Origin of the sequence: Tenacibaculum aiptasiae (genome assembly GCF_008806755.1) — a bacterium.
Classification (GTDB): Bacteria; Bacteroidota; Bacteroidia; order Flavobacteriales; family Flavobacteriaceae; genus Polaribacter; species Polaribacter aiptasiae.
This window is the reverse complement of the sequence record NZ_WAAU01000013.1, coordinates 83,057-97,914: the sequence shown is the minus strand read 5'-3', so window position 1 is coordinate 97,914 and position 14,858 is coordinate 83,057. Positions and strand designations below refer to the sequence as shown.

Annotated in this window: 18 protein-coding genes and 2 tRNA genes; 13 read left to right on the top strand and 7 right to left on the bottom strand. The window is 27.8% G+C overall.

All coding sequences use genetic code 11. The features are described 5' to 3' along the window. Positions 1-15: 15 nt before the first annotated feature. The 3 genes from F7018_RS09345 (at position 16) to F7018_RS18450 (ending at position 2,878) form a co-directional block, all read left to right on the top strand. Positions 16-447 carry a DUF2271 domain-containing protein gene (locus tag F7018_RS09345; RefSeq protein WP_394350029.1) on the top strand — a complete coding sequence of 144 codons (432 nt, stop codon included), beginning with the start codon at positions 16-18 and terminating at the stop codon, positions 445-447. 12 nt (positions 448-459) lie between these two features. Beyond that, on the top strand, positions 460-2,622 hold the full coding sequence (locus F7018_RS09340) for a PepSY domain-containing protein (RefSeq protein ID WP_175578700.1): 2,163 nt from the start codon (positions 460-462) through the stop codon (positions 2,620-2,622). A 97-nt stretch (positions 2,623-2,719) separates the two neighbouring features. Beyond that, entirely contained in the window at positions 2,720-2,878 is a 159-nt protein-coding gene (locus F7018_RS18450; protein ID WP_175578699.1) for a hypothetical protein, read from the top strand. Between the two features lie 40 nt (positions 2,879-2,918). Here F7018_RS18450 and F7018_RS09335 read toward each other — a convergent pair whose 3' ends face one another. After that, positions 2,919-3,365, bottom strand: coding sequence for a hypothetical protein (locus F7018_RS09335; protein WP_150899796.1), 447 nt, complete (start codon positions 3,363-3,365; stop codon positions 2,919-2,921). A 593-nt stretch (positions 3,366-3,958) separates the two neighbouring features. Further along, positions 3,959-4,942: a WD40/YVTN/BNR-like repeat-containing protein gene (locus tag F7018_RS09330; RefSeq protein WP_150899795.1), complete on the bottom strand. Its 984-nt coding sequence runs from the start codon at positions 4,940-4,942 to the stop codon at positions 3,959-3,961. A gap of 237 nt (positions 4,943-5,179) precedes the next feature. Here F7018_RS09330 and F7018_RS09325 point away from each other — a divergent pair, with 237 nt between their 5' ends. The 5 genes from F7018_RS09325 to F7018_RS09305 all read left to right on the top strand — a co-directional run bounded on the left by F7018_RS09325 (position 5,180) and on the right by F7018_RS09305 (position 10,014). Then, positions 5,180-5,395, top strand: coding sequence for a hypothetical protein (locus F7018_RS09325; protein ID WP_150899794.1), 216 nt, complete (start codon positions 5,180-5,182; stop codon positions 5,393-5,395). Between the two features lie 26 nt (positions 5,396-5,421). Beyond that, entirely contained in the window at positions 5,422-6,507 is a 1,086-nt protein-coding gene (locus tag F7018_RS09320; RefSeq protein ID WP_150899793.1) for a hypothetical protein, read from the top strand. 76 nt (positions 6,508-6,583) lie between these two features. Continuing rightward, complete coding sequence (locus F7018_RS09315) at positions 6,584-8,575, top strand: sensor histidine kinase (protein WP_150899792.1); 1,992 nt, start codon at positions 6,584-6,586, stop codon at positions 8,573-8,575. A 1-nt stretch (position 8,576) separates the two neighbouring features. Then, positions 8,577-9,326, top strand: a complete 750-nt coding sequence (locus F7018_RS09310) for a LytR/AlgR family response regulator transcription factor (protein ID WP_150899791.1) — start codon at positions 8,577-8,579, stop codon at positions 9,324-9,326. Positions 9,327-9,456: 130 nt separating this feature from the next. After that, positions 9,457-10,014 carry a YqgE/AlgH family protein gene (locus tag F7018_RS09305; protein WP_150899790.1) on the top strand — a complete coding sequence of 186 codons (558 nt, stop codon included), beginning with the start codon at positions 9,457-9,459 and terminating at the stop codon, positions 10,012-10,014. Here the strand turns inward: F7018_RS09305 and F7018_RS09300 are convergent. Together F7018_RS09300 and F7018_RS09295 are read right to left on the bottom strand one after the other, a co-directional pair. Continuing rightward, positions 10,011-10,844, bottom strand: a complete 834-nt coding sequence (locus F7018_RS09300; protein WP_150899789.1) for an aminotransferase class IV — start codon at positions 10,842-10,844, stop codon at positions 10,011-10,013. The genes F7018_RS09305 and F7018_RS09300 overlap by 4 nt on opposite strands. Positions 10,845-10,941: 97 nt before the next feature. Next, entirely contained in the window at positions 10,942-11,325 is a 384-nt protein-coding gene (locus F7018_RS09295; RefSeq protein WP_150899788.1) for an START-like domain-containing protein, read from the bottom strand. A 105-nt stretch (positions 11,326-11,430) separates the two neighbouring features. On the opposite strand from F7018_RS09295, the gene F7018_RS09290 reads away from it, so the two are divergent. Beyond that, positions 11,431-11,504, top strand: a tRNA-Met gene (locus tag F7018_RS09290). A 38-nt stretch (positions 11,505-11,542) separates the two neighbouring features. Here the strand turns inward: F7018_RS09290 and F7018_RS09285 are convergent. After that, positions 11,543-11,974: a GNAT family N-acetyltransferase gene (locus tag F7018_RS09285; protein WP_150899787.1), complete on the bottom strand. Its 432-nt coding sequence runs from the start codon at positions 11,972-11,974 to the stop codon at positions 11,543-11,545. After that, positions 11,971-12,873: an MBL fold metallo-hydrolase gene (locus F7018_RS09280; protein WP_150899786.1), complete on the bottom strand. Its 903-nt coding sequence runs from the start codon at positions 12,871-12,873 to the stop codon at positions 11,971-11,973. Before F7018_RS09280 ends, F7018_RS09285 begins: the two co-directional genes overlap by 4 nt. A gap of 240 nt (positions 12,874-13,113) precedes the next feature. On the opposite strand from F7018_RS09280, the gene F7018_RS18445 reads away from it, so the two are divergent. Then, complete coding sequence (locus F7018_RS18445) at positions 13,114-13,266, top strand: hypothetical protein (RefSeq protein WP_175578698.1); 153 nt, start codon at positions 13,114-13,116, stop codon at positions 13,264-13,266. Here the strand turns inward: F7018_RS18445 and F7018_RS09275 are convergent. Then, entirely contained in the window at positions 13,263-13,571 is a 309-nt protein-coding gene (locus F7018_RS09275) for a hypothetical protein (protein ID WP_150899785.1), read from the bottom strand. The two genes, F7018_RS18445 and F7018_RS09275, sit on opposite strands and share 4 nt — an antisense overlap. Before the next feature lie 60 nt (positions 13,572-13,631). Here F7018_RS09275 and F7018_RS09270 point away from each other — a divergent pair, with 60 nt between their 5' ends. From F7018_RS09270 to F7018_RS09260, 3 genes are all read left to right on the top strand, one after another. Next, complete coding sequence (locus F7018_RS09270; RefSeq protein ID WP_150899784.1) at positions 13,632-13,826, top strand: hypothetical protein; 195 nt, start codon at positions 13,632-13,634, stop codon at positions 13,824-13,826. Positions 13,827-14,168: 342 nt separating this feature from the next. Next, the gene (locus F7018_RS09265) at positions 14,169-14,615 is read left to right on the top strand and encodes a GNAT family N-acetyltransferase (protein ID WP_150899783.1); all 447 of its coding nucleotides are present in this window, start codon (positions 14,169-14,171) and stop codon (positions 14,613-14,615) included. A 128-nt stretch (positions 14,616-14,743) separates the two neighbouring features. Beyond that, positions 14,744-14,816: transfer RNA gene (locus F7018_RS09260), tRNA-Gly, on the top strand. Positions 14,817-14,858: the final 42 nt, after the last annotated feature.

Below are 14,858 nucleotides of genomic sequence, written 5' to 3'. Positions count from 1 at the left end.
GTAACATTTGGAATAATGGCATTTACTCCCCCAGATAGTAGTAAGTATAAATGCATGATTCAAATGAAGAATTATGACGGTGAAGGAGCATATATTGTCATTTCATTATTAAATCCTAAAGGAGAATATGAAAAAACATTATACGTTCAAGGAGATGATCAAGAATGGTATCATGATATTACAGAATGGTGGAGTTTCCATGGCAAAGTACGCTCAAATATTGATGCTATAACTGGTGCAACAATAAGTGGAGGAAATAGAGCTATTAGTATTATTGAAATTCCTAATGATAAGATTAATAAAGGATATAAAATTCGTTTTGAATCTGCTGTAGAAGATCAAGAATACTATAAAGACGATGTAGAATTTGATCTAAATTCAGAAAATATTAAAAGTAAAATTGAAGGTAACGGTTTTATACGTTACGTTCGTATGATACCACAATAATAGTACTACAAAATGATTACTTCAATTTGGAGATATAGCCATCTAACTTTGGCTATATCTTCTTTTGCTTTTATAGTTATAGCTTCATTAACAGGTATAATTTTAGCTTTCGAACCTATTTCGAATCAGTTAAAACCTTATGCTATACAAAACACCGATGAAATTACAATTGCACAAACCATTAACTCTTTAAAAAAAGAATATGATGAAATTGTTGATTTAAAAATTGACGATAATAACTTTATAATTGCATCTGTAGTTGCTAAAAATGGTGATAATAGCACTTTTTACATCAATCCAGTTACAGGTAATAAAATTAATAATATCGTAAAAAGAGCTACAATTTATAAATGGACTACTAACTTACATAGATCTCTTTTTCTAAAATCTACAGGTCGTTTTTTAGTCGCTCTTTTCTCCTTTCTTCTCTTATTAATTACTATTACTGGAAGCATTCTTATTATTAAAAGACAAGGGGGAGTTAAAAACTTTTTCACTAAAGTTATTCGAGAAAATTTCGCACAAGATTATCATGTAATTATAAGTAGATATGCTTTAATACCCATTATAATTATTACCCTAACAGGAGTATATTTATCCTTAGAAAAGTTTTCTTTACTTCCGAAATCTAAAACTTCCCATAATATTGATTTTTCTAAAACAAAAGATGCTCAAAAAATTAGTTCTGAAAACTTTCCTCTTTTTAAAGAAACCAAGCTAAACGAATTAGAAAGTATAGAGTTTCCTTTTTCCGATGATGAAGAAGATTATTTTATAGTAAAACTACATAACAAAGAACTATACATACATCAGTATACTGGAGATATTATAAGTACCAAAAAAGCATCTTTAACTCATATATTATCTAGTTGGAGTTTATTCTTACACACAGGTCGTGGCACTATCTTATGGTCTATCATTTTATTACTCTCTTGTATCGCTATAATATTCTTTGTTTATTCTGGTTTTGCTATTACCTTAAAAAGAAAAGCAAAAAGCTCTTTACCTAAAAATAAATTCAACAAAAACAATGCTGAATTTATCATACTTGTAGGTTCTGAAACAGGAAACACTTATAGTTTTGCTACTTCTATATATAAAGCTTTACTAGCAAAACAAAAAACTGTTTTTGTAGATTATTTAAATAACTATACTTCTTACAAAAATGCCAAACAACTAATCATTTTAACTTCAACTTATGGAGAAGGTGCTCCGCCTATTAATGCAAGTTCTTTTTTAAAATTGGCAAAAAAAGTTAAGCAGAAAAATTCAATTGATTATGCTATTGTTGGTTTTGGTTCTTTAGCCTACCCTAATTATTGTCAGTTTGCAATTGATATTGAAAACACACTACAAGAGTTCCCTAATTTTAAAGCTGTTACCCCATTATATAAAATAAACAACCAGAATTTTGCAGATTTTAAAACTTGGGGACTACAATGGAGTGCTAACACAAAAATAAATCTCGATTTAAAACAAGAAGCCAAAAAGTTAAAAAAACAACTAGACTTTACAACTGTTTATAAAACAGAATTAAATAAAGACGATTCTTTTCTTATAAGGTTAAAACCTAGTAAAAAATTAAATTTTGTTTCTGGTGATTTGCTTTCTATAACTCCAAGTATAGATAATGTTGAAAGATTATATTCAATAGGAAAAATTGAGAATGATGTTTTATTAAGTATTAAAAAACATGATTTAGGTATATGTTCTAATTTACTTTTAAACTTAAATAAAAATGAAGCCATTTTGGCTTCTATTCAACAAAATAAATCTTTTCATTTTCCTAAAAAGAATAAAGAGGTCGTACTTATAGCTAATGGAACTGGTATTGCTCCTTTTTTAGGAATGCTTAACAATAACACTAACACACATTTATTTTGGGGAGGAAGAACTTCTGAGTCTTTAACCATGTATAAACCATATTTACAAAATACAAATGTGTATACAGCTTATTCTCAAGAAGGTAAAAAACAATATGTACAAGATTTAATTTCTAAAGAAAATAAACTAATTATTTCTGTTTTAAAAAATAAAGGCACTATTATGATCTGTGGCTCTATTGCTATGATGAATGCTGTATTAAAAGTATTGGAAAACCTAACTTTAACTGAATTGAACACTCCTATTGAAAAATTTCAAAAGAATCATCAAATAAAAACCGATTGTTATTAATAATTATATTTACGGTAAAACCTTACTTTTATTACGGTTTTATAAATCTTTGTAAATATCTTTTTAAGTATGTTTGAGAAACTTAAAACTAATCAACATGCTTAAAACAATTTCTAACTTAGGAAGTGTACTTAACAAATCAGAACAAAAATCAGTAAAAGGAAGTGGTGGCCCAAACGGTGAAATTCATTGTCCAAATTACTGTCCAAAGTATTTACCTTATTCTTGTCTTTGCGATTGGGGCGGAGGTCATTAAAAAAATAAAAGCGAACTTAGGTTCGCTTTTTTTCTATTCTTTATTTTGTATTCAAATCCATTAAAGATTTCTTTATCAAACTTTTTGTTTCATTTACCAATCTAACCTCATCTAAATCAACCACATTCATAGTAATTAAATCTTTAGTAACAAGACGAATTTTCCCTTTTTCTTTATAAACCCTTTCAATATTCGTCAATGGTACTTTATGTTTAACCTCTAATTCATTAGTTCTATACACTAAATATTCTTCATCTATTTTTATAAATAAATCTTTAGATTCTTTCGTAAATTTTAAAGAACGAAGTATTAAAAAGAGCCCAACTAAAACTCCCATTGGTTTATCCCAATCACCAGGAAACTGATAAACAAAATCATGGACTTGTAAAAAGATTAATAACTGATAACTAAAGGCTATAACAAGAAAAACCCCTGTTAGCATTAGTATCATCATTTTTCCAGATCCCTTCTTTATAATAAACTTCATTTCTACTATTATTTACTAATTATTATAACTTTCATTTAAACTTAGCTCACTCAACAAAACTCACTAACACTCTACATAACAAACACTTAAAAACAAAAATATTTCCTTCTAGAATAAAAAAAACTTTGTAAAGTTATTTTTTTTTCTTTATTTTTATGAAGCAATGAGGTCGTAATTATTAATATTCGGTCCCCTGATTGAAATAACGTATTGAAGTTCTTATTATATCTAATTTTTGCCATCGAAATCAAAGAATTGATTTAATTGAACTTCATAGAAATATTTATAGGTAGATAAACTTCTTATTGTTTAAGGGAAATAAGAAAAGGAATTCGCCTTAAGTAAGATAAATAGTTATCTTCCTCATTGCTTTTTTTAACTCACAACTTTCCTTTCCCTCTCAAAATCAATTCATTTCACTAAAAAAGCAATTCATCTTTACTTTACTTCCTATTGTCTAATTTAAAATTTCACAAGGCTTTTCCATACTATCTTTACCATATAATTTAGAATTTCATTATAAGTTATTTGGTTAGTTAGTTATAAAGAAGTGTCTTTTCGATGGCGGACACTTCTTTTTTTATTTAACTATGCTATTTAATATTTTTTCTCCACAACTCACCATTAGTTCCTACTGCATAAACAATTCCATTAGCTATATAAACATCGTTAAACGTTGTAGTTTTTTTTGGCTGTTTTATATCCCAATCTTTTCCGCCATTTTTACTCACAAATACATTTCCTGTAAGATCCGTTAACACAACTTGTTCATTATTCACATACAATCCTCTTAACGACCCAGATGTTAGAGATGGTTTTTGATAAACTATTTTAAAAGTAGCTCCTCCATCATCACTTTTAGATAAATAACTATTAGAAACTGCATATAAAGTTTTCGCATCTACTACAGTAAGATCAAAAAAGTCGTCAAATGTATTCTTTCCTCCAGTAGGTTTCGCAGTACCTTCTACAGCCACTGTCCAAGTTTTACCTTTATCGGTTGTTTTTAAAATTCTACCTGAATACCAAGAAGATAAATAACCTACATCACCTATAAAACCTGCTGATGTATAAAAACCAGTATGAGGATTCTTATAAACCTCTGTCCATGTTGCTCCATCATCAGTTGAACGATAAACAGTTCCTGCAAAAGAAGAATTACTTCCTCCAATCATTACATCTTCACTAGCATAATAACAATAGTAACTTGAAGTAGTATTGACTACCTTCCAATTTTTTCCTCCATCGATAGTAAATAAACCATTAATTATCCCCTTATTTTTTCCATCAAAACTAATAGAAACCAAATCGTGAGTAACTCCTGATGGAATTTCCGTCCAATCAATTCCCCCATTTTCTGTTTTAAACAACTTCCCTTTATTTCCAATAATGAAACCTTCAGAGTTATTTATAAAATGAATTTTATTTAAGTTTTCAGTTGTTCCAATATCTAATTTCTTCCATTCTTTAGATATGGATTCAAAACTATTTCCTGGAACGATTTCTGAATCTTTATCACAAGATTGAAGAACAAAAATAAAAGTGAAAAACGATAACATCTTTAAAACATATTTCATATCAAATTATTTATAATTAATATTCATATAAAGATTTACACAAAAAATACCCTACCTCCCAATAGGAAAAAATATTTTAAAAATCACTTATTAAACACCACAAACCTAAAATCAACGTTACTTTATAAGCCTTCAAAAAAAATCAATTACGAATTCTAATTTATTCCAAACGAATTCTAATTAACTCAAAATTACTCCTTCTTTCTCTTCTAAATTTGACCATATAAAACAAAAATTATGTGGTCAAACAATAGCTATTCATCAATCTTAAAAATGTATTTAAACAAATACAATAGTTTAAAATTACAGGTAAATAACGATGGACTTATTGCTTCAATAGAAAAGCAAGAAAACGGTAGATGGATTAACGATCGAAACTTACCTAACATTTTAAACAAACTATCTAACGATTTTAATTTAGAAAGAAATGTAACCATCATATTACAGCAATAACATATTAACCTAAAAAACAAGAACCTATGAAACAAAACATTTTTAAAGTAGGAACAGTAATAGGATTATTACTACTTACAGGATTTTTCACTAGTTGTGAAGAAAAGAAAACGAATACAAAACTAGAGTCGGGAAACATTGCTAAAAAAGAAGAAGTAATTAAGAAAATTTATAAAAAACCTAGAAACCCCATTGTATTTATTACAGGTTATGACAAAGGACAAAATAAATTTTATAACAATGCTCGTACATATTTTAAGGAAAAGAAATATCAAATTGTAAACGACATGTATTCTTTAGAAGAAATTATAGGTTGGATGAATTCTAATGTTACTGAAAAGCCTTATGGAGAAATTCATATTGTAAACTATAACAATCCATTAAAAGGACTGAGCTTAGAAACTACTATTAACGGAGAAAAAGTTACAATCGAGTCTTTACAAAGAGCTATTAATCAAAGTAAATTACCAAAAATTAATAAAGGAATAAATGCAAATAGTAAAATCGTGTTTCATTCTAATGGAGTTGGTAATAACGAAGAACTTTTAAACACTTTAAAGTTATCGTTTAAATCTGATGAGATGCCACAAATATTAGCTTCTCCGTATTTTAATGTTTTTGGAGGTGAATTTACCAATCATTTTTTAGCTAAACCTTACTATGTATTTTATCCTACGGCTCACTCACCAGGAAAAGTAGATTTATCTAAAGAAATTGCAAGAAAATATCCTAATGAAAAAGAAATTGATTGGTTTAGTGCTTTAACAAATGAAAGAGAACGTTATATAGGCGAACCTTATACAAAACAGTTCAACATTCCAATAATGTGGGAATTAGACTATGAAAATTCTGACGATGATGTTCCAACATTTGTAATGCAAGAAGAACTAATGGATTTTATTGCTGGTGATGTAGACTTAATAACAGATGTAAAAAAATTAAACATCCCTGTTGAAAAATTTAGATGGACTTATACTGTTAAAAACAATAAGTTGATTATAAAAGGAAAAGCCTCAGTTTTATGTGTGTTAAAACCTTTAACTAAGCCTTATGGAGATTTAGAACACATAAAGCCAGATACAAATAATAAACGTCTATATGCTATGAAATAATTGAATAATGTTTAATAATTCTTAAAAAGTAACTGTTTAATTTGAGCAGTTACTTTTTTACTGTAAGTTTGTTTCTATGAAGTTTTATAAATTAATACTTTTCATCCTTTTTTTTCTAATAGTAACTAAGACAGTTGCTCAACTAAACTCTTTAAAAAATTATACTTTAAACGATGGATTACCTAGTTTAAAAATTAACGATATAACACAAGACAATACTGGCCATTTATGGTTTGCTACCGACAAAGGAATTATTCGTTTTGACGGAAATGATTTTACTAATTATACTACCAAAAACAATTTAATTTCTAACAAAACGCAAATTATTTCTAAAAAAAACAATACTCTTTTAATTGGAACCAATAAAGGTTTAAGCATTAAAACCTATAATAAGTTTATAAACTTTGAGAGCAAGAAAATCAATTGTATATTAAAAACACCTGAACACACTTTTTTAGGAACTAACAAAGGAATTTTAAGAGTACGTGAAGATTTCTTATCCCCTATTCGAACCAATTTTCAAATCGATTTAAATAGTATTAACGATTTAGAATTCGATGGTACTTTCTTTTGGATTGCAACGAACAAAGGTTTATGGAAACTTGATAGATTAATTAATCCTACTATTTTGAAAAGAATAGATTTAGGAAATTACACTTCTATATTAATTGACAATAAAAATGTAATCACTTCCACCTATAAAAATGGTCTTAAAATTGTAAAAAACGACAAAGCAGAATCTCTTAGTAACTCTCCTAAAAAAATAAATGATATTGTAAAAATAGATAATGAGTTATGGATTGTTTCAAAAGACGAAGGAATAGAAATACTTGACCAAAGTTATTCTTTCATCAAACGTATAAACAAATATAACACTCTAAAAACAAATCAAATAAACACTGTTTTTCAAGATATTCAAAAAAATATATGGATTGCTACCAATAATCATGGTATCTATAAATTTACTAGAAATAATAACTCTCCTATAAAACCTAAAATAGCTTTCCAAAACATCGAAGTTGTTTACCAACCTATTGACTCTATTGATATTAACAACTATACTAACACACTACAATTAAAACCTAATCAAAATCACATATCTTTTAGTTATAAAACAGCAAATATTAATGCTCCTAAAAAAGTAAAATACCGCTATAAATTAAATGATCAGTTTAGTCCATGGACATTTAATTCTTCTATAAACTTAGCTAATTTAAATTCTGGAGATTATAATTTTTCAATACAATCAAAAGTTAATGGGTTAGAAAGTGACCCAGTAAAATTTCATTTTTATATTGATAAACCTCTATATCAAAAAAGCTGGTTCCAACAACTAAGCGGTGCTATAATTATATTAGTGCTAACGAGCATTATTGTTAATTATATCAGAAAAATAAAAAGGAAAAACAAAGCTAAAGTTGAAGAGCTAGAGTTAAAAAATCACTTATTATCATTAGAACAGAAAGCATTACAGCTACAAATGAATCCTCATTTTATTTTCAATGTTTTAAACGGAATAAAAGCTTTAGGAAATTCTGGAAAATCTACTGAACTCAATGTAACTATTAGCAAATTTGCAACTCTTTTGCGTGGTGTATTACACAATTCAAGACAGGAAGAAGTTAATATAAAGGAAGAAATTGCGATACTTAAAAACTACATAGAGTTAGAACAACAAATGAGTACAAATCCTTTTGAATATGTTATAAATACAAATTTTGAATTTGATTCAGAAGAAATATTGATTCCGCCAATGCTTATTCAACCATTTATAGAAAACAGCATTAAACATGGAATTAAAAGCATAGCAAGTGGTCTTATTACCATTAACTTTTCTACTCAAAAAGATTTCTTACTTTGTGCTATTATTGACAACGGAATAGGAATTAATCAATCTAAGAAAAACAAAAAAAATACCAATCATAATTCAATTGCTATAAAAGTAACAGAAGAACGTATAAAAGCTTTATCGAAAAAAAGTAAATTTAGCATTGAAGAAATTGTTGAAAATAATTTAGTTAGAGGAACTAAAGTATTTTTTAAAATACCTTTAAAAACTGACTTTTAATATGGAAAAATTGACTGCAATAATTGTTGACGATATGCCTTCTGCATTAGAACTATTACAAAATGACATTAATAATCAACATGCAGAAATAGAAATAATCGGAACAGCAAAAAGTGTAGTAGAAGCTTCTAAATTATTGCGTAAACAACAACCAGATATTCTTTTTTTAGATATAATGTTAGGAGATGGAACTGGCTTTGATGTTTTAGAAATTCATCCAGATTTATCTTCAAAAATAATCTTCGTTACCGCTAGTGACGAATATGCTATTAAGGCTTTTAAATTTGCTGCTATAGATTATGTTTTAAAGCCTTATTCGAATGAAGATTTATCTAATGCTATAAGTAAAGCTAAAAATCAAATTACACCCGATAAAGAGCAATTAACAGTACTACAACAATCTATAAAACAACCTAATTTACACCCAAAAAAGATTTCTTTAAACACTTCTGACAAAATTGTTGTTGTTAATTTAATGGATATTGTTAGATGTAAAGCCGACAATAATTACACGGAATTTTTTATGAATGATGGTCAGAAAATACTAGTAGGAAAAACATTAAAATACTACGCTGATATGCTCAAAGATTTAGGATTCCTACGTGTTCACCAAAGTCATTTAGTTAATTTACAATACATTAAGGAATTCATAAAGTCAGATGGAGGCTATTTAGTTTTAAAAAATAAAACTACAGTTCCCGTTTCTGTTAGAAAAAAGAACGAAGTTATTGCTGTTTTAGAAAGGATTTGATCTTCAATAAAAAGAAGCAAAAAACAATAATCTTCAAAAGGATTTTCCCTTAAATTGCACGTATTTTAATCTTTTTGTTAAATTTTTATTAAAATTTTCTTTATTTTAGTAGAACAAACTAGAATGAAATATGGTTGCACTAAAACCTGAAAGGGGCAGATTATTGATTGCAGAACCTGCTATTTTAAATGATAGTTCTTTTAAAAGAGCTATTATTTTGCTTACAGAACATACTGAAAGTAGTTCGGTTGGATTTATATTAAATAGACCTTTAAACTACACTCTAAACGATTTAGTACCTGAAATAGACTGTGATTTCACTGTATATCAAGGAGGCCCTGTAGAACAAGACAATTTGTACTTTATACACAAAGTACCTCATTTAATACCTAACAGCATTGAAGTAGCTAATGGTATCTTTTGGGGAGGGAATTTTGAGCTTTTAAAAGAGCTACTTAATAATAATCTTTTAGAACCAACAGACATTCGTTTCTTCTTAGGATATTCTGGTTGGGGAGTAAATCAATTAGAAGATGAGCTTTATTCCAACTCTTGGTTTGTATCAGAAAATGATTACAGAAACATTCTTTCAACCAACAACGAAACCTTTTGGAAAGATCAATTACTTCAAAAAGGTGGTAAATATAAAATTTGGGCTAATGCTCCTAGTGATGTTCAAATGAATTAACTCGCTGTAAGCATTAATACATTAAGATTACTTTTTAGTTTGTTTGTTATCTCAGAAACAAATTGTTTCTTTCTGTAATTAGTAACTGGCTGTATTCCTATGATTGCGTTGGTTATAAAAACTTCGTCTGCCTTCTGAATTTCGAATGGAGAAATTGAAGTTTCTTCAATAGTATAGTCTGGATGTTTTTCTACAATTTCAATAATCTTCTTTCTAAGAACACCTTTTATACATCCTTCTGTTAAAGCTGGGGTCTTAATAACCTTATTTTTTATGACAAAAATATTTCCATTAGTTGCCTCTACTACCCCTTTTCTTTCATTCAATAAAATACAATTATCTAAATCATTTTCCTCTGCAAAAACAGCTGATAATGTATTCAACATTCTATTGGTAGTTTTCACTGTAGATAATAATCCTGAATAATTATAAAAGTCCTTAAATAAGTCTATTTTATAAACTGCTTTTTCAGTGTACTCAAACTCTTTTATTTCTATTAAATAATCTACTTCATTAGACTTAGGCGCATATAAACCTCCGTCTTTCCTATATACTGTTAGTCGAACTCTATAAGTTTTGGTTCTTTCAAGGTTTTCAATAGTTTTTAAGATTTCATCTTGTAAAAACTCTAAGGTAAATTTCATTGGAATTTTCATTCTTAACATCCTCATAGAAGCCATTAACCTAAAATAATGATCTTCAAAGAAAACTACTTTTCCTTTTGATACTTTTATCGTTTCAAAAATAGCATCACCATATTTAAATGCTCTATTCTCACTTGAAAGTTGTAATTCGTTTTCAGAAATTATTTCTCCGTTAAAATTTATCATTCTTCAAAAATTTGACTGCAAAATTACGACTTAGGTAATTATTACACATAAAAAAACTCGACATTTTGTCGAGTTTTTTTATTGTTCTATATAAATATTAAGCACCTATGTTATGCTTTAAATTTTCTATTTGATTTTCCCATAACAATTTTGCTTCTTCAGCATCATCTTCATCGTCTGCGAAATCGGTAATAATAATCGCTACATCTTTAGTTAAAGGATCAACTTGTATTCTAAATTCAAAGTAACTTTCATCACCTTCGCTTTCTGTCCACTTAAATTTTATTAACTCATTATTTTTTTTGGTAACAATTTTAGCTTCTTCTTCAGAACCGTCCCAAATAAAAGTCATTATTTTACCTCGAGAATTCACTCTATCAGCAAACCACTCTTCTAATCCTGAAGGAGTTGCTAAGCATTGATATAACATACTCGGAGAAGCATGTACAGGAAACTCTAATTCGAATTTTACTTTACTCATTTGTATTTTCTTAAAGTAGGCAAGATAGATATTTATTTTTTTAAAAAAAAATCACATTTTTTCATTGTTCAATTAAAAATAAGTGCTATATTTGCACCCGCAAACGGCGAGGTAGCTCAGTTGGTTAGAGCGCAGGATTCATAACCCTGAGGTCGGCAGTTCAAATCTGCTCTTCGCTACAAAAACTCAAACTTAATAAGTTTGAGTTTTTTTTGTTTTATACTTTAGTATACATCTTAAAATGTGGCCCTACTTTTTCTACCATAAACTCCTCTCCTACCTTTATGAACTTTAATTTTTCATAAAACATTGTTACTTCCTTACGAGCATTGCACCACAAATATTTTATATTCTGCGTTTTTAAAACTTTTACAGCCTCTTCAATTATTATTTTTCCAAAGCCCTTTCCCCTAACCTCAGGTAAAGTTGCCATTCCCCTTAATTGATAATGCTCTCCCTCTAATTCTTTTAAATTATTTTTTATAAATGTTGCTATAGTTACCAACTTCTCTTTATAAAAAACTCCTAAATGGAATGTATCATCTTCTAAATCTTCCTTAAACTTATATGGTAAATCTATTCCTTTACGTAAAACCTCTAACCTTATTTTAGAAGTTTCTCCTGCTATTATTTTTTTAACTTCAATCATTGTTTTAAACTCTTATAAATAGTTTCTCTCATTTCTTTTGCTGATATAAACCACCCTCCATATTCTTCCTTATACTCCTTCGTTATATCTTCATCATTAGAAACCTCTGTTAATGTTTTCCCTTTTTCTATATTTTTTAGAACTCTGTCCCTTAAAGTTATCAGCATTTTTCTATACACTTTAAGCTCTTCTTTGGTTGATAAACCTCTATGCCCCGGTATAATAACCGTTTTATCATTAGACATTAATAATACTTTATCTATAGAAGCGATATATCCATTTATACTTCCTCCACTATCTAAATCAATAAAAGGAAATTTTCCCTGAAAATAGGTATCTCCCATATGAATAACATTACTATTCAAAAAATAAATATGAGAGTCTCCATCGGTATGTGCATTATGTACATGCGAAACCAGTATATCTTCACCATCTATATGAAAATTCATCTCATTAGTAAAAGTTATTACTGGTAGAGCTTCCTTGGGCGAGGCTTTTTTTAGCCTTCCTCTTACTTTTTGATCAGTACTCATTCTTTTTCGAACATTTTCTTGTGAAAAAATCAAAACATCATGTTTTCTCATATTTTCATTTCCACCAGTATGATCTCCATGCCAATGTGTATTCACTAAATATTTAATTGGTTTGTCGGATATTTCTTTAACCTTGGCTAAAATTTTATTGGTTAATGGTGCAAATTGATCATCAATCATAAAAACACTCTTATCACCTATAAATAAACCAATGTTCCCCCCTTGTCCTTGTAGCATATAAATATTGTCCGTTATTTTTTTAGCTATTATTTTAACCTCTTTCTTTTGTCCTAAAAGATTAAAACACAAAAAAAACAACAAACTAGACAATACTACATTTCGTAGTTTCCATTTTATTTTCCCCATATACTTATTATTATATTCCCTTTATAATTGCTACCAGTAAGTTACTATTTTATTTTTTAAAATAATAACTTACATACATATAAATCGATACTTTTTTATTCAACAAAGCAGTTCATCGATTAAAATTTTACTTTATCGTTTATTTTTCGCAATTCATCTTAGCCTTTTATCACCTAATCTAAAATTTTTCTTAACTCCTCTTTTTCACAAGTATTTTTGAAAACACAAACAATAAATATTATGAAAAAAACAACTCCAATAACCGTACAATTACTAAAAACCGATGGATACTTTTTTAAGATAAAACTTTCTCACTTAGAAGTTCCAATCACAGTAAATAAAGAGTATTACGATAACCTTATTAAGAACTCTAAAGATTTTAAAATCATTTAATTCATAATTATATCATAATAGTATCTATAAATTTTTATCTCAATAACTTTATTGTTAACTTTGATGCAAATATTTAACGCTATGGTTTTTATCATTAAATTATTCTTGTACTTACTTAAGTTTACTTTTGGATTTACCCTAATTATCTTAAACTTTCTATTAAATAAATAGTAAACGTTAGCTTTCTCATTATTCTTTTTTAGTTGTTTTTTATCTACACCAAAGAAACATAAACCAAACACAAGAAAAATTTTTCTTAATATAACATCTTTATGAAAGAACTGGTCTATTTTCTTTTCATTCATAATTTTTTGTCATTACTTTTACAATACAGTAAACCTTCAAACTAATTTAAAAACTGTATTATGACTAATTCAATTCTAGATCTAAAAGGAATTTCATTAATTACAAAATTTGATCAAAAAAAGGTATTTGGTGGTAACACCGATCCTAATCATTTTTATGATTGCCATGGCGCATTTACACGTTGTAACTTAAAACATCCTAAAGAATTTGTCGCTTTCGATCATTGTATGGCTCGAGAAGGCTGTAGGGAATAAACACAATTATTAGCTACTCATTATTTACGATATTTCCTTATTTATTTTATGCCTAAACCTATCTTTTAAAGATATTTTTGAATAATTAGCAAATTTGGACACAACATTAAATATCAAATACTAAAGCAATTAAAAGAGTTATTTAAATGAAATAACTCTTTTTTTTAGGAGTTATAAAAACTTACCTGTTGAATACAATGAAATTAATAATGTAACAACAAATTACTTTATCAAGAATTTAATGTTATTATAGAAAAGAAGTGTCTGGAGCTGATAACCTCTTTTCTTTTTTTAACACCTTTTATACAAGCCTTTTTTTATCTTTACAAAAATTAACTACTTATGAATTTAAGCTTTAAAGCTATAGATAAAAAAGACATCTTATCGATTCTTCCGCTTCTAAAAAAAGTAAACACAACTACTCCACATGATATTTTAGAAAAACGTGTTTCAGAAATGATTAAATATGAAACTTATGAATGTGTTGGTGCTTTTGACGAAGATAAATTAATTGGAATTTCTGGACTTTGGTATAGTTTAAGACATTACTCTGGTAAAAGTGTTGAACCTGATCATGTAATTATTGATGAAACCTACCGAGGAAAAAACATTGGTAAACAATTCTTTAACTGGATTTATGAATATACAAAATCTAAAGGCTGTGAAGTAATAGAACTAAATACCTACACTGGTAACAGAAAGTCTCATAAATTTTACTACAATGAAGGTTTTGAAATCTATGGCTTTCATTTTCTGAAAGTTATGAGAGAAGATCAAAAATTCTATTAATTTTTTCTTTTTTTTCATTGTAAATAATAGAAACTATACTATATTTGCAACCGCTTTTAACAACAAGTAATTTAATTGTTATTAAAAGTTAAAGAACAACAAGAAATTGTTAAAAGTCTTTACCTAATGCGAGAGTAGCTCAGTTGGTAGAGCGTCAGCCTTCCAAGCTGAATGTCGCCGGTTCGAACCCGGTCTCTCGCTCAAATTAAAATACGACAAGTAATTGTCAAAAAGTCTTTACCT